This is a genomic window from Williamsia muralis (assembly GCF_002735905.1).
Classification (GTDB): Bacteria; Actinomycetota; Actinomycetes; order Mycobacteriales; family Mycobacteriaceae; genus Williamsia; species Williamsia muralis_A.
In genome coordinates this window covers 1,032,020-1,047,011 of the sequence record NZ_PEBD01000008.1, presented here as the reverse complement: position 1 = coordinate 1,047,011, position 14,992 = coordinate 1,032,020, and the positions used below count along the sequence as shown (strand labels likewise).

The 14,992-nt window shown below is 63.5% G+C and carries 12 protein-coding genes and 1 rRNA gene; 2 read left to right on the top strand and 11 right to left on the bottom strand.

The window, feature by feature from the left end; genetic code table 11:
* Positions 1-1,348, bottom strand: a 16S ribosomal RNA gene (locus CSW57_RS13915); the annotation flags it as partial.
* An 857-nt stretch (positions 1,349-2,205) separates the two neighbouring features.
* On the opposite strand from CSW57_RS13915, the gene mftM reads away from it, so the two are divergent.
* Positions 2,206-3,051, top strand: coding sequence for a mycofactocin oligosaccharide methyltransferase MftM (gene mftM / locus CSW57_RS13910; RefSeq protein WP_099383254.1), 846 nt, complete (start codon positions 2,206-2,208; stop codon positions 3,049-3,051).
* On the opposite strand, the gene CSW57_RS13905 is transcribed toward mftM, so the two are convergent.
* The 7 genes from CSW57_RS13905 to murA form a co-directional block, all read right to left on the bottom strand.
* Positions 3,048-3,716, bottom strand: coding sequence for a MadR family response regulator transcription factor (locus tag CSW57_RS13905; protein ID WP_099383253.1), 669 nt, complete (start codon positions 3,714-3,716; stop codon positions 3,048-3,050). The genes mftM and CSW57_RS13905 overlap by 4 nt on opposite strands.
* Positions 3,716-5,086: a MadS family sensor histidine kinase gene (locus tag CSW57_RS13900; protein WP_099383252.1), complete on the bottom strand. Its 1,371-nt coding sequence runs from the start codon at positions 5,084-5,086 to the stop codon at positions 3,716-3,718. Before CSW57_RS13900 ends, CSW57_RS13905 begins: the two co-directional genes overlap by 1 nt.
* The gene (locus CSW57_RS13895) at positions 5,083-6,246 is read right to left on the bottom strand and encodes an iron-containing alcohol dehydrogenase (protein ID WP_370623962.1); all 1,164 of its coding nucleotides are present in this window, start codon (positions 6,244-6,246) and stop codon (positions 5,083-5,085) included. The genes CSW57_RS13900 and CSW57_RS13895 overlap by 4 nt, the downstream gene beginning before the upstream one ends.
* A gap of 157 nt (positions 6,247-6,403) precedes the next feature.
* On the bottom strand, positions 6,404-7,915 hold the full coding sequence (gene madC / locus CSW57_RS13890) for a MadC family VWA domain-containing protein (RefSeq protein WP_099383250.1): 1,512 nt from the start codon (positions 7,913-7,915) through the stop codon (positions 6,404-6,406).
* Positions 7,912-8,967: a MadB family AAA-type ATPase gene (locus CSW57_RS13885; protein ID WP_099383249.1), complete on the bottom strand. Its 1,056-nt coding sequence runs from the start codon at positions 8,965-8,967 to the stop codon at positions 7,912-7,914. The genes madC and CSW57_RS13885 overlap by 4 nt, the downstream gene beginning before the upstream one ends.
* 27 nt (positions 8,968-8,994) lie before the next feature.
* Entirely contained in the window at positions 8,995-10,266 is a 1,272-nt protein-coding gene (gene mdo / locus CSW57_RS13880) for an NDMA-dependent methanol dehydrogenase (RefSeq protein ID WP_030174352.1), read from the bottom strand.
* Positions 10,267-10,423: 157 nt separating this feature from the next.
* On the bottom strand, positions 10,424-11,689 hold the full coding sequence (gene murA / locus CSW57_RS13875; RefSeq protein ID WP_099383400.1) for a UDP-N-acetylglucosamine 1-carboxyvinyltransferase: 1,266 nt from the start codon (positions 11,687-11,689) through the stop codon (positions 10,424-10,426).
* A 250-nt stretch (positions 11,690-11,939) separates the two neighbouring features.
* Between murA and CSW57_RS13870 the strand changes: the two genes are divergently transcribed.
* Positions 11,940-12,545 (top strand): cob(I)yrinic acid a,c-diamide adenosyltransferase, encoded by a 606-nt coding sequence (locus tag CSW57_RS13870; protein WP_099383248.1) that lies wholly within the window; start codon positions 11,940-11,942, stop codon positions 12,543-12,545.
* 8 nt (positions 12,546-12,553) lie between these two features.
* Here CSW57_RS13870 and CSW57_RS13865 read toward each other — a convergent pair whose 3' ends face one another.
* The 3 genes from CSW57_RS13865 to atpD form a co-directional block, all read right to left on the bottom strand.
* On the bottom strand, positions 12,554-13,030 hold the full coding sequence (locus CSW57_RS13865; protein ID WP_223249242.1) for a DUF2550 domain-containing protein: 477 nt from the start codon (positions 13,028-13,030) through the stop codon (positions 12,554-12,556).
* Between the two features lie 97 nt (positions 13,031-13,127).
* On the bottom strand, positions 13,128-13,514 hold the full coding sequence (locus CSW57_RS13860; RefSeq protein WP_099383247.1) for a F0F1 ATP synthase subunit epsilon: 387 nt from the start codon (positions 13,512-13,514) through the stop codon (positions 13,128-13,130).
* Between the two features lie 9 nt (positions 13,515-13,523).
* Entirely contained in the window at positions 13,524-14,975 is a 1,452-nt protein-coding gene (atpD, locus tag CSW57_RS13855; RefSeq protein WP_099383246.1) for a F0F1 ATP synthase subunit beta, read from the bottom strand.
* Positions 14,976-14,992: the final 17 nt, after the last annotated feature.

Here is a 14,992-nt window from a genome sequence, read left to right as displayed (position 1 = left end):
ACCGCAGCGTTGCTGATCTGCGATTACTAGCGACTCCGACTTCACGGGGTCGAGTTGCAGACCCCGATCCGAACTGAGACCGGCTTTAAGGGATTCGCTCCACCTCACGGTATCGCAGCCCTCTGTACCGGCCATTGTAGCATGTGTGAAGCCCTGGACATAAGGGGCATGATGACTTGACGTCATCCCCACCTTCCTCCGAGTTGACCCCGGCAGTCTCCTGCGAGTCCCCACCATTACGTGCTGGCAACACAGGACAAGGGTTGCGCTCGTTGCGGGACTTAACCCAACATCTCACGACACGAGCTGACGACAGCCATGCACCACCTGTACACCAACCACAAGGGGGGCCATATCTCTATGGCTTTCTGGTGTATGTCAAACCCAGGTAAGGTTCTTCGCGTTGCATCGAATTAATCCACATGCTCCGCCGCTTGTGCGGGCCCCCGTCAATTCCTTTGAGTTTTAGCCTTGCGGCCGTACTCCCCAGGCGGGGTACTTAATGCGTTAGCTACGGCACGGATCCCGTGAAAAGGAACCCACACCTAGTACCCACCGTTTACGGCGTGGACTACCAGGGTATCTAATCCTGTTCGCTACCCACGCTTTCGCTCCTCAGCGTCAGTTACTACCCAGAGACCCGCCTTCGCCACCGGTGTTCCTCCTGATATCTGCGCATTTCACCGCTACACCAGGAATTCCAGTCTCCCCTGTAGTACTCAAGTCTGCCCGTATCGCCCGCACGCTTGGAGTTAAGCCCCAAGTTTTCACGAACGACGCGACAAACCGCCTACGAGCTCTTTACGCCCAGTAATTCCGGACAACGCTCGCACCCTACGTATTACCGCGGCTGCTGGCACGTAGTTGGCCGGTGCTTCTTCTCCAGGTACCGTCACTTTCGCTTCGTCCCTGGTGAAAGAGGTTTACAACCCGAAGGCCGTCATCCCTCACGCGGCGTCGCTGCATCAGGCTTGCGCCCATTGTGCAATATTCCCCACTGCTGCCTCCCGTAGGAGTCTGGGCCGTGTCTCAGTCCCAGTGTGGCCGGTCGCCCTCTCAGGCCGGCTACCCGTCGTCGCCTTGGTAGGCCATTACCCCACCAACAAGCTGATAGGCCGCGGGCCCATCCCAAACCGCCGGAGCTTTCCACCAACACCCATGCGAGTATCGGTCATATTCGGTATTAGACCCAGTTTCCCAGGCTTATCCCAAAGTTTGGGGCAGATCACCCACGTGTTACTCACCCGTTCGCCACTAATCCACCAGCAAGCTGGCTTCATCGTTCGACTTGCATGTGTTAAGCACGCCGCCAGCGTTCGTCCTGAGCCAGGATCAAACTCTCCATGAAAATCCTCTAAAACCACTCCGAAGAGCAAGTTTCAAAAAAATCTGTCCGAAGAGATTCTCAAATCCCAACCAAACAAAAACTGACACCACCACAGGACTCAAAACCTGCAATGGCAATCAAAATAATATCTAACTAATGCCGGCACCACACCCCATCACCAACCAAACCCCCCACACAGGAAGGCCTGATCACCATGACAAAATGCAGCACCAAAATTGGCACTAACAATCCATCGACACACTATCGAGTTCTCAAAGAACACACCCCGTACCGACTTCGACACCGTTATATGTGGTGCCATCCCGGTAAGGATATTGTTGTCTAGCTGATGTTGCCCCCGTCTCCGAGGCAACTCTACCAGCCTACCAGCTCTGCAATCTCGGCGCAACTCCCGGTTCTGAGGCCGTTTGTGGCATCCGAAGGTCACAGGACCTTGGGCCACCCGCGTCGATACGCTCCACTTTAAGGTGGACTCGTTTCGAACTTGGGCGGTCAGCGTTGTTCCTTCAGGAAAACATCCCGTCGGTGTTCTTGGCCGCTCCGGACTCTCGCTCTCCGGCGCCTCACTCGCTGACTTGAAGAAAGTTACGCGGGTCGCACGTACAACGTCAAATCGCCTGGACAACAGCTGCTTACGCGTACATCAGTGCAGGTCAGCGCTGCGCTCGTGGCTCCGCATTCCGGGCATAGGCACCACTTTCGCCGATTCGACCTGCTGTGATCACGAACACGCGTGGTCGGTGAGCGTGTCGCGTTGACACTGCCGTCCTTCGCCAACCGTAAGACTGCCCGTTTGTCGAGCTGTCCCCACCATTTGGGCAGTTACCCTCCGTTCCCCTCCCCCATAGCGTCGGGGAATGACCACAGCACTCCTGTCCCAGACTCGCTTCGTCACCGATTGCGTTGTGGTGCAACGGGGCTCACCGGGCTCGGGTGCGCAACGGGTGGGTGCCCTGCAATGGAGGCGCGGCCGCACGGGTCGCCTCGAGATCGGTCATGACCTCGACCTCGCCACCGTGTCCGACGCCCGGGTGGTCGCTGAGCTCGAAGGCCTGGTGCAGTGCGGTGTCCTCAAGGGCCAGCAGCAGTTCGAGGACGCGGCGACCGGCGTGATTCTCACCTGTGCCGACGACGCAGGCGACTGCTGGCGCGCTTTCTACGCCAATTCTCTGCGTGAGTTGTCGGTCGGCCGATCACCATTTGCACCCATTCACAAGCGAGCGCTCTCGCTCATCAGCGGATCGAGCCTGTTGGAGGTCGGTTGCTGTTTCGGATTCTTCGCGTTGCAGGCCGCGGCGGGTCACTGCGCCGACGTGTACGCGTGCGACATCTCAGCCGGGGCGGTGCGACTGCTCGACGAGACCGCGCGGCAGCGCGCATCGAAGGTGCAGGTCGAGTGCGGTGACGCCCTCGCGCTCCCCTACCCGGATGACTTCGTCGACACGGTCACCCTGATCCACCTGCTCGAACATCTGCCCGCTGGTGCGGACATCGCCATCGCCGAGGCACTACGCGTGGCTCGCCGGCGGGTTGTGATCGCCGTACCTTTTGAGCAGGTCGCGAGCGCACACTTCGGCCATCACCACACACTCACCCCGCAGACGTTGGCCCGGTGGGCCGAGACCGCCGGACAGCCGGACGCCCTGACGTTCTCCGACCACGGTGGCTGGCTCGTCCTGGCGGCTGATCACAACGGTCGCTAGATCAGGCCACGCTTACTGGCCGCGTACACCGCCTCCGTGCGCTTGGAGACGCCCAGTTTCCGAATGATGTTGCGGATGTGGAACTTGACGGTTGACGCGGAGATGAACAGCGTCTCGCCGATGCTCTTGTTGGAGCTGCCGTCGGCGAGCAACCGCAAGACCTGGCGCTCCCGTTCGGTCAACGTCTCGGAGTGTCCTTGCCCGGTGACCGCGCGTAGCACCACAGCTGCGCTGCGCGAGTCGAAGGCGCTTTCTCCCCTCGACACGGACTTGATCGCCCGCACCAACTCGGTGGTGTCGATGTCTTTCACCACGTAGCCCTTCGCGCCGCTGCGAACGGCGCGGACCACCAGGTCGTCGTCGAGGAACGTGGTGAGAACCAGTGCCGCGACCGCTGGATGCCGCCGCGTCAACTCGCTGATCAGACGCAGGCCCTCATAGTCGGTGCCGGCTGCGAGCTTGAGGTCGACAACCATCACGTCCGGCGCGAATCTGGCTGCACCTTCGAGCGCCTCGCCGACGGTATCGGCTTCTCCCACAACCGAAATGGAGCTCTCGCGTTCCAGGAGAGAGCGCATCCCCTCGCGCAGCAGCGCATGATCGTCCACCAGCATGGTCCGGATCGGTCGCTTGCCAACGGCAGGTGCGCGGTCGGTCACGTCCATCATCTGTCCACCCTGTCAGTTGTCGGGATCTCCACCACGATGCGTACGCCGCCGAGCCGGGAGCGGCGAATCCTCAGATCGCCACTGAGCTCTGCGGCCCGGGATCGCATGTTCGCGAGCCCGTGATGCCGTCCGGCCAGGTCACCCACGGTCGCGGCGCGCATCACCCGGCGCATGTACTCGGGGTCACCGGAGCCGTCGTCGTCGACGGTCAGACGGACGTCGCTCTCGGAGTAGAGGAGCACAACTCGAGCATTGGTTGCCTGGGCGTGCACCGCGGTGTTGAACAACGCCTCCCCGGCTATCCGCAAGATCGCGTGCTGGACATCGTGGGGCAGGTCTCGCTGACGGCCGATCACCCTGACGTCGGTCCGGAGATCATCCGGCATGTGCATCGAACAGAGTTCATCCAGGATGGCGGCCAGGTCACCGGCACGATCGGAGGGGGCGTGATTGAGCGTGTAGATGACCGATCGCACCTGCTCCACGGCATCTTTGGTCAACTTTCCCGCCACGGCGAGGCGATCCGCGATCGCCGGGTCGGCGTCGATGCGGCACACCTCGATCTGGACGCCGGCCGACAACACCGACTGGGCAACCGAGTCGTGGAGCTCTCGCGCGATACGTGCGCGCTCGGTGTTGAGGACCTCTTGGCGCATGGCCGCCGAGAGTTCGCGCTGAGTGCGTTCGAGTTCGGCGTTGCGCTCGGCCAGGCGTGCGGCGTGACGACGGCTCTCCTCGTACGCCTGCTCGGCGCGCACCAGCAGGTGCCGGCTCTCCTCGAACAGGGCCGCGTTCAGAAGCGCCACTGTGGCCTGACCTGCGAGAATCCGAAGAACCACCACGTCGGTCGGATCGATGGTGTGCGTCTGCGAGATCCACGCGGACAGTCCTCCGACGACCTCTCCGTTCAACTCGACCGGTACGTGGATGTGGTGGGCTTCGATGACCGGCCGGCTCAATCTCGTCATCTGCCCACGTAGGAGGTCGTTGAGCCGGTTGAGTACTTCGTCGGGTAAGCCCACCGGTTTGCCCGCCGAACCCGCGCCTTCGAAGGCGTACACATCACCGTCCGCATCCATCATGAGGTGGCGCGGCCCCGTGCGTTCGAGCCGACCATCGCTCAACGCAAAAAGGACCCATTGGGCCCCGAGATGCTCGCGCGCTGCGTCGAGCACCGACAACACCAGGGTCTCGGGTCCCTCCGCCGTGCGCACGAGCGCTCGGGAGATCCGTTCCAGCGCGCCCACCACGCGCGTCAGTCGTTGCTCGACACCCCGGAACTGCGCATAGTGGCTGCCCTTGACCGAACGGAGGCCGACCAGTGACTCCAGGTCACCCGGCCCAGGACTCGACGGCCGGCCCGTCACAACGCCTCCCGGTACAGATCGGCGACGGTGGCCGCGTCCGGCTGGCGCGGATTGGTCGTCATGCACGAGTCGGCCAGCGCGTGCGCTGAGAGCATCTCGATGTCCGTGCTGTTCACCCCGAGTGGCGACAGACTGGCCGGCATCCCGATCCGAAGGGCGAACCTCGAGACCTGATCGGCGAGCCGTTCGGCCACACTCATCGGTGTTCCATGCGTGGACAGCCCGACTGCCTCTGCCAGATCGACGAAACCGTCGGCACACACGTGGGCGTTGTAGCGGATGACGTGCGGCAGCAGCACCGAGTTGATTGCTCCGTGTGCAGCATCGCAATGCCCGCCGACAGGGTGGCTCATGGCGTGCGCCGCCCCGAGGATCGCATTGGTGAACGCCATGCCCGCTTCGAGTGAAGCGTGGGCCATGGCCACCGACGCCTCCGGATCGGCAGGGTTGTCGACCAGTCGTTCGAGATGACGCCAGGTGGTCGAAAGAGCCTGCAGCGCAAATGTATCCGTCATCCGACTGTGGGCGATGGAAACGTAGGCCTCGATGCAATGGGTCAGCACATCCATTCCGCACTGGGCCGTGACCTCGGGTGGAACCGTGGCCAGCACCCGCGGGTCCACGACGGTGACGTCGGGGACCAGGCCCCGGCCGATGATCGTGATCTTGGTATGGCGCGCTGGGTCGTTGACGATGCAGAACTGGGACACATCCGAGCCACTGCCGGCGGTGGTCGGAATGGCCACCACCGGAGGCAACGGACGCGTTGCCCGGTCGATGCCTTCGTATTCGAGGATGTGGCCGCCGTTCGACGCCAAGATCGCGACGCCCTTTGCCGCGTCGATCACCGACCCGCCTCCGAGCGCGATGATCCCGTCGCCCCCATGTCGTTTGTACTTCTCGAACGCCGCTGCGACCTCCTGGGCGCGAGGATTGGGCGAGATACCGGTGAAACAATCCGAGTGCAATCCGACCGACACAATCCTGCCGGACAACTCGTCGAACCACGGCGTGGCACGGATCTTCTGATCGGAGACCACCAGCGGCCGGCGCATCCCCAGTCGGGAAGCAGCGAGAGCGGCCTCGGCCAGCGCACCGTCGCCGATGATCATCTCGGGAGCATGGAACTTCACGATCCGTGGGGACGGCATGCTGCGCATCATGATCCGATTCCTGTCCGTGGGTGGCGGCCGGTGACTCGGTCGTGCGCGCCGCACCCACACTCGACCCTAGTGACCACGTGGCCCGCTCAACACGATTTCTGTCAACTGCTGTCGTGTCATCACCTCATGGTCGCTTTCCTGGTCCAGCTTTCAGTCACGACAATGCCGTACCGATCTCGTCGGCACGTTCGAGAAGTTCCCCTGCATCGCGCGCCACGACCACGGCGTCGCAATACTCGGCGTACTCGCCCATCCCGCAACCGGTCTGGCTCCAGTATCGGCGTGGCTCAGGAGTGACCCAGGCGAGTCGGTGCGTGCGGCGGCGCACTTCGCGGAGTAGGTCGGCCCGCGCAGCGAACCCGTTACCGCGGGCATCGCCGACGAACAAAACACTCGTACGAGCGTCGAGCACACCACCGTGTGTTGTCAGCAATTCGTCCAGAAGGCTGCCATAGTCGCTCGTGGCCGCAAGGTCGAGACCAGGAGCGGACAAGATCCGCGCCAGCGCATCATCTCCGGTGCCGACGAGCAGTGAAGTCGTGACATCGATCGGCTTGTCGACGAAGGCCAGAACCGTGCACCGGTCGGCGATGTGATGCAGCGACTGTGCGAGCCGCAGGATGAAGCCGGTGACCGGGCGCACCGACAACGACACGTCCACGACGACGACCAACCGGACTCGCCCCGCCACCAGCGTGCGCCGATAGAGGTCGACAGGGTCTCCATCGGTACGCAGCGCCGCCCGGAGCGTGTGCCGGATCGCCAGCCGGCCACGGCCCTGAGTCCGTGCGCGAGTGCGAGGGGCACCTCGCATGCGTCGGACGATCCGGTGGCACGCCTGATCGATGTCTGCTCGGCTGATCGTCGGCGTCGTTGCGTCCCCGGGACGGGGTTCGTCTTCGGCGGCCGGCGCGTCCCGGGTGAGCGCCTCGACGAAAGACTCGATCGCGGCCATCAGGTGTTCGAGCTGAGCCGGATCGAGGTCGTCGGCGCCTGCGGTCCCGTAGACGCGCCGTGCGTCGTAGTCATCGAGACGGTCCAACACCGCTTGCGCGTCCACGAGCGAGAGGATGCCCGACCGCACTCGCATCGGCGCCGATGAGAGGTCACCGGCTGTGGCCGAGCCGGCGTTGTCCACCTCGATCGTGTAGGTAATACCACCCTGCGTGGAACCCGAATCCGGGTCTACCGCAAGAGCTTCCGCGCCGGCCGAGACGGTGAAATCGTTCTCCTCGCGGTGCGCCGACTCGCCATGGCGTTCAGCTCGTTCGGGATCCGAGTCGAAGAGGTCGCCGATCTCTTCGGTGTGCTCGTCGGCCCCGACCATGCGGGCGGCGCCCTCCAGTTCGTCATCCCATTCGAACTCATCTGGCAATCCGCCGGGGGTCCCCCGCACGGTCGGCAAGGCTCCAGGGTCATCGACCGATGCGGGCCCGTTCACGAACAAAGCGTCGAACACCGCGTCGAAGGCCGGTCGCTCGTAGTCGTACTTGACGGTCACCGCCTGCAGCGCAGGGCGCAACACCGACAGCTCTGATCCGTAGAGGGCCAGGACACGGCGGGCCTCGATCGTCTCGGCCGGCGACACCCGCACCCCTCGGCGCCGCAACATCCGTCCGAGCACGCCGGCAAGCACGTCGAGTACGGGATCGCGACCCGCGGTCATCGTCGGCCCGACGCCCGTGCCCGGCCGGCTCCGAAGGCTGCAGCCGTGACCGACCCCCTCGTTCCGCCCCCCGCGGCGGCGGGAGTCCCAGCAGTAATGACGCCGTCTCGGGCATCGTCACCCGACAACTGCGCCTGGACGGTGTCGACGTCTGCGCCGAACTTGACGAGCAAGGACAGCAGCGCCCGGGTGTTCTCACCCGACACCCCGCCGAGCACCGAAGCCGCCCGCGCCGCATCCACCACCTCAGCGATCGATGGACTCTTACGTAGCGGCATCGCCCGGAGCCGCCCGGCGAGCGCCACGACGTCCGCGATCGCAGACTCCTCCACCTCGGGCGCACGCGACGCCACGATCTCACGCTCGCGTGCGGCATCCGGGTAGTCGACCGAGAAGTGAACGCACCGACGCTTGAGTGCCGCCGACAGCTCGCGGGTATCGTTCGAGGTCAGAACGATCCACGGCTGCGAGCGGGCGGTGAAGCTCCCCAGTTCGGGCACGGTCACTTGCCTTTCGGCCAGAACCTCCAGCATCACCGCCTCCATGGCCTCGTCCGTGCGGTCGACCTCGTCGATCAGCAACACAACGGGCTCAGGTGACAGGATCGCCTCCAGCAAGGGCCGGGCCACCAAGAAATCCTCGGTGAACACCCCGACATCTTCGCGGGCAAGCGCCGCGGACGCCGCAGCCAGGTCGGCATACCCCGCCAACTCGGTCGTGATGCGGTCCCGGAGCATCTGCACATGAAGGAGTTGACGTGCGTAGTCCCATTCGTACAGCGCCCGGGAATCGTCGAGACCCTCGTAACACTGCAGGCGGACCAGTCGTCGTCCCGACGCTGCGGCCAGCGATTTGGCGAGTTCGGTCTTGCCGACGCCGGCCGGACCTTCCAGCAACAGCGGCCTGCCGAGCACGGTAGCGAGGTGAACCACCACCGAGAGGTCGTGGTCGATGACGTAACCGTTGCCGCGCAACGCATCCGCCAGAGCTTCCGGGCTGTCGAATGATGCTGCGTCCGACTCGATCTGGGATTCGTACGCCAACTCCGTCATGGTGTCCTTTCTTGCTCGAATCCAGTGTCAGTACGAACCGCTGAAAGCGTGCGACACCATCGGGATCAGGGATTCGACCGTTGACTCTCGCGGGTTGCCCGGCGTGCACCAGTCCCCCATCATGTGTTCGGCGATCGCTTGGACCTGCTTGTCCGAGGTGTCCATCGTGTCGCCACGACCTTCGTACTTGCCTGTGTTCATCCGGTTCTTGTCGTAGCTGTCGACCCGCAGCTGACCGAAGTTGTCAGGGATACCCAGATCCTTCGACAATCGGATGGCCTCTTCCACCGCTGCATCCGCCGCCTGAACCGTGGTCATCTTGGACGTGTCGACGCCCATCAACTTGGCGATCTCGGCATAACGCTCGAAACGGGAGGGCAGGTTGTATTCCCACACCCGAGGCAATGCGATGGCGTTGTTCAAGCCGTGATGACTGTCGTAGAAGGCGCTGACTGCGTGCGACAGCGAATGCACCAGGCCCAGTCCGCCGGAGTTGAAGGCCTGTGCCGCAATGTACTGCGCATGCATCATGCCGGTCCGCGCTTCCAGATTCTTCGGATCGTAGACCGCGGTCCGTAGATGGTCGCGAATGAGCTCGATCGAGTATTTGGCATTGCCCAGCGACGGGGCGAAGTCGAGCCGCGACACGTAGGGCTCGCTGGCGTGGGCCAAGACATCGAATCCGCAGAATGCGGTGAAGTGTTGCGGGCATGTGTAGTACAGCAGCGGATCATCCATCGCGAGGTCGACGAGGCAGGTGTCGTCGAATGCCACCCATTTGTGTGGATTCGCCATGTCGGAGGTGTCGGTGATGACGTAAGCCCACGAGGTCTCCGAGCCGGTACCCGCCGTGGTGGACACCGCGATGTGTTTGGGGTTCTCCTTGTTGGTCGCCTTGGAGAATCCCTCGAACTCGTTGATGTTGCGCCCGTCGTGGGCGATGACCATCCGGGCACCCTTTGCGGCGTCGTGGCTCGAACCGCCACCCACGGAGATGATCCCGTCGCATTTCTCCGACTGATAGAGAGCGGCGGCATCCATGCAGTTGTAGTCCTTGGGATTGGACTCCACCTGATCGAACAGCACCACGTCTACGCCCTGGTACTCGATCTTGCCGGTGAGTTCTTCGATGATGCCCGAGCCGCGGAGTCCGGTTGTCATCAGCAGGACCCGCGACATACCCAGTTCCTTGGCCTCGACACCGATCATGTCGTGAGCGCCGACCCCCAGTTTCGCCTTGGGGAACGGGTGAAACTCCTTGATCGGGAATTCCCAGATCTGGTTCAGCTCGATGGCCATGGCGTGTATCTCCTTGTACTAGGCGGAAACTGTTGCCTCACAAGGATGTTGCCCAGCTCACACCGGAAACAAGGTCACCTGACCCGCGCAGCGGGGTTCATGTCCATCACGTCAGCATGGCCACCTGGCCATCAGGACAGGTCCATTGCTTCGGTCACTACTGCGGAAGCGGCTCGACCCGTTCGATCTGTGCGCCGAGGCTCCGCATGATCTCGACGAAGTCCGGATAACCGCGGTCGATGTGGGAGACATCGTGGACCTCTGTGACGCCATCGGCCACCAGACCGGCCAGGACCAGGCCGGCTCCGGCACGGATGTCCGAACTCCAGACCGGCGCGCTCGACAGTCCTTCGATACCGCGGATCACGGCGTGATGGCCATCGGTACGGGCGTCTGCCCCCAGGCGGACCATTTCCTCGACGAAACGAAAGCGAGCCTCGAAGACGTTCTCGGTGATCACCGACATCCCGTCGCTGATCGACGCGAGGGCGATGGCCATCGGCTGCAGGTCGGTCGGAAATCCGGGGAACGGCAGAGTCGAGTAGTTCACGGCAACGGGCCGGCCGGACTGGGCGACCCTGAAGCCATTCTCGTACTGGGTGACCGTTGCGCCTGCCCCGGACAGCTTCGTGAGAACGAGCTGAAGATGTTGAGGGTCGACACCCCTGACCGCGATGTCGCCGCGGGTCATCACGGCCGCGATCGCCCACGTGGCGGCCACGATGCGGTCCCCGATGACCCGGTGGGTGACCGGTTGGAGGCGGTCCACCCCCTCTACGGTCAGGGTTGACGTGCCCGCCCCGGAGATCTTGGCGCCCATCTGCTGCAGCATGACGCACAGATCGACGATCTCGGGTTCACGCGCGGCGTTGTCGATCGTCGTCACGCCCTCGGCCAGCACCGCTGCCATGAGGATGTTCTCCGTGGCTCCCACAGACGGGAACTCGAGTGCGATCGGCGCGCCGATCAACGTGTCGGCCTCGGCGACCACACAACCGTGCTCGATGACGCTGCGCGCACCGAGAAGGCGTAGCCCGTTCTGGTGCATGTCGAGCGGGCGGGAACCGATCGCGTCGCCGCCCGGCAACGCGACCACAGCTCGACGGCATCTGGCGATCAGTGGCCCGAGAACACACACCGAGGCCCGAAACTGCTTCACCGCGTCGAAGTCCGCGTGGAACTTGGGCTCGGCCGGGGTGTCGATGACCACGGTGTCGCCCGAATGGCTCACCGACGCTCCGAGTCCGCGCAAGACCTCGGCCATCAGAGGGACGTCGAGGATCTGCGGGCAGTTGGTGATGGTGGTGGTGCCTTCCGCCAACAGGGCAGCTGCCATCAGCTTCAGCACGCTGTTCTTGGCGCCCACGACCTCGACCTCACCGGTCAGCCGCGCGCCCCCCGTCACCAGAAAACGATCATCCACGACACGTAGCCTAAGCGATGGTCGCAGCGCGAACCCGACGGCCCGCCACTTGTCCAAGCCCTCCTCGGAATAGACACCAGGAAGTATCTTCGTCGAGACCCAAATCGCGAATTTCGTTGCGCGGACGGTGTTTTCCCTTCTCAGAACACCGAACGATCGTTCCCTCCGCACCAGCAGATACATCGGGACAAAGGTCACCGTGTCCGTTGCCCATGCCGTCATCGCCCGCGCCGACGGGTAGATTTCATCCATGGCTGTACACCTGACCCGCATCTACACCCGAACCGGAGACAGCGGCGAAACCGGGCTGAGCGACTTCTCCCGTGTGTCGAAGAACGACCCGAGGGTGATCGCCTACGCAGACTGTGACGAGGCAAATGCCGCGATCGGCGCAGCTCTGGCTCTCGGCAACCCTGACCCGGAGATCGCGGAGATCCTCACGCGGGTGCAGAACGATCTGTTCGATGCCGGCGCCGACCTCTCGACGCCGGTCGTTCCGGATCCGAAGTACCCCCCGCTGCGGCTACTACAGAGCTACATCGATGATCTCGAGGTGTGGTGCGACCACTACACCGACAAGCTGGAACCGCTCAATTCCTTCATCCTGCCGGGCGGCAGTCCGCTGAGCGCTCTGTTGCATGTGGCCCGAACCGTCACACGACGGGCGGAGAGGTCGGCGTGGGCCGCCATCGACGCTCACCCCGACGACACGAGCGCGTTGCCGGCCAAGTACCTGAACAGGCTGTCCGACCTGCTCTTCATCTTGTCGAGGGTCGCCAATCCGGGCGGAGACGTGCTCTGGCAGCCGGGCGAGCAGCGAAGCCGCGCCAAATCTGCAACGGGAAACGACCAGTAGGTCGCAGATCAGCGACGGCGCTCGCGGCCCGTGCGTTCGGCACGCTGGGACGGGCGGGATTCGAGCCAGGACTGAAAGGCTGTGACAGCGCCGCAGTCGAGCGCGAGCTCAAACGCACCGTCCCGATCGGCGAGCTCGAGGATCACCATGTTGTCGTCCATCACATCGGCCTCGGACGGCGTAGGCCCCCGGCGTCCCTTGAACACGACCACCTGACGGAGGACCAGTCGGTTGGGGCCCGGACGCATGCTGCGGAGCCGAAAGTACTCCATCGCGTTGTCGTCATAACGCACCACACCATGCCGCCACGCTCGACCGTCATCAGCTGGTAGTTCGCGCAACAGCGCAGAAGTACCCGCGCCGCGCAGCTGATTGATGCGATAGAACACGTAGAACATCGCCAAGGTGACCAGTACCAACACCGCAAGGGCAATCAGATTCCAGTGCACAACCGACACCTCCTTCTGCCCCCGCTGAAAAAACACCCGGTCCCCGCAAACTCCTCGAAGTTCGCGGGGACCGGGGAAACGGCTAGCCGTCCAGATGGTCCCCTGATCACCAGGATGCCATCCGATCGACGATCTACTTCACGTGGCCCAGCTCTTCGACCGCACGCAGCCGAGACTGCGCACGGATGTAACGCTCGCTGCCCTCTTCTTCCGACTCCAGAACGGAACGTTCTGCATCGGCGTCGACCTCGTCTGCCCACTCGGCAGACTCGGCGAGGACGGTGACGGTCTCACCGGTGACCGACAGGAAACCACCCTGCACGGCCGCGACTTTGCGTTGACCGCCGTCTTCCTCGATCAGCACGAAACCGCCTTCGACCAACTGTCCCAGCAACGGCTCGTGATTGGCGAGGACACCCAGCTCACCCTCGGTGGTCTGAGCGATCACGAAGGTCGCCTCACCTGAGTACAGCCGCGTGTCCGCCGAGACGACCTCGATGTGAAATGCGGTGTCAGCCATGGGTTTCGGTCACTTCCCGGAGATTCGTGCGGCAGCAGCCTCGACGTCGTCGAGACCGCCACAGCTGTTGAACGCCTGCTCGGGCAGGTGATCGAACTCACCCTTGGCGACCCGGTCGAATGCCTCGATCGTGTCGGCGAGCGAGACAACCGAACCCTTCTGACCGGTGAACTTCTCGGCGACCAGGAAGTTCTGACCGAGGAACTTCTGGATGCGACGGGCACGCTGGACGGTGACCTTGTCCTCTTCTGACAGCTCGTCCATACCGAGGATGGCGATGATGTCCTGCAGTTCCTTGTACTTCTGCAGGATCCGCTTGACCTCGTTGGCGACGCGGAAGTGCTCGTCTCCGACGATCGAGGCCTCCAGAATCCGCGAGGTCGACGTCAGGGGATCCACCGCCGGGTAGATACCCAGCTGCGAGATCGGACGGGACAACTCGGTGGTGGCGTCGAGGTGCGCGAACGTGGTGGCCGGTGCCGGGTCGGTGTAGTCGTCGGCGGGCACGTAGATCGCCTGCAGCGAGGTGATCGAGTTACCACGCGTCGAGGTGATGCGCTCCTGGAGCTCACCCATCTCGTCCGCCAGGGTCGGCTGGTAACCAACGGCAGACGGCATGCGGCCGAGCAGCGTGGAGACCTCGGAACCGGCCTGCGTGAACCGGAAGATGTTGTCGATGAAGAGCAACACGTCCTGGTTCTTGACGTCGCGGAAGTACTCGGCCATCGTCAGCGCGGACAGGGCCACGCGCATACGCGTGCCCGGCGGCTCGTCCATCTGGCCGAACACCAAGGCGGTGTCCTGGAGAACGCCCATCTCCTCCATCTCGAGGTGGAGGTCGGTGCCCTCACGGGTGCGCTCACCGACGCCGGCGAACACCGAGGTGCCGGAGAACTCGCGAGCGATACGGGTGATCATCTCCTGGATGAGGACGGTCTTGCCGACACCGGCACCACCGAACAGACCGATCTTTCCGCCCTTGACGTACGGGGTGAGAAGGTCGATGACCTTGATACCCGTCTCCAGGATCTCGGTCTTGCCCTCGAGCTGATCGAACGCCGGTGGCTTGCGGTGAATGCCCCACTGCTCGCCGTCGCGACCGAGCCCCGGTGTGTCGAGGCAGTCGCCGAGAGCGTTGAAGACGTGTCCCTTGACCACGTCACCAACAGGCACCGAGATCGGCTTGGTGGTGTCGGAGACCTCAGTACCCCGGGTCAAGCCGTCGGTCGGCTGCATCGAGATGGTGCGGACAAGATTGTCACCGAGGTGCTGGGCGACCTCGAGCGTCAACTTCTTGGCCACCGAGGCCAGCGTGATCTCGGCATGAAGGGCATTGAAAAGCTCGGGTACTGCGCCACGCGGGAACTCCACGTCGACGACAGGTCCGATGACTCGTACGACCCGGCCGGTCACCGAGTCTGCGGTCGAACCCGAGACGGATTCGGTTACAGCTGTGGTCATGTTGTCTCTTCCTCTTT

Bases quoted from the DNA above. Each gene is read 5' to 3' on its own strand.
- mftM (WP_099383254.1), top strand. From the start codon at position 2,206: ATGACCACAGCACTCCTGTCCCAGACTCGCTTCGTCACCGATTGCGTT.
- CSW57_RS13905 (WP_099383253.1), bottom strand. From the start codon at position 3,716: ATGGACGTGACCGACCGCGCACCTGCCGTTGGCAAGCGACCGATCCGG.
- CSW57_RS13895 (WP_370623962.1), bottom strand. From the start codon at position 6,246: ATGCGCAGCATGCCGTCCCCACGGATCGTGAAGTTCCATGCTCCCGAG.
- madC (WP_099383250.1), bottom strand. From the start codon at position 7,915: ATGACCGCGGGTCGCGATCCCGTACTCGACGTGCTTGCCGGCGTGCTC.
- CSW57_RS13885 (WP_099383249.1), bottom strand. From the start codon at position 8,967: ATGACGGAGTTGGCGTACGAATCCCAGATCGAGTCGGACGCAGCATCA.
- mdo (WP_030174352.1), bottom strand. From the start codon at position 10,266: ATGGCCATCGAGCTGAACCAGATCTGGGAATTCCCGATCAAGGAGTTT.
- CSW57_RS13870 (WP_099383248.1), top strand. From the start codon at position 11,940: ATGGCTGTACACCTGACCCGCATCTACACCCGAACCGGAGACAGCGGC.
- CSW57_RS13860 (WP_099383247.1), bottom strand. From the start codon at position 13,514: ATGGCTGACACCGCATTTCACATCGAGGTCGTCTCGGCGGACACGCGG.
- atpD (WP_099383246.1), bottom strand. From the start codon at position 14,975: ATGACCACAGCTGTAACCGAATCCGTCTCGGGTTCGACCGCAGACTCG.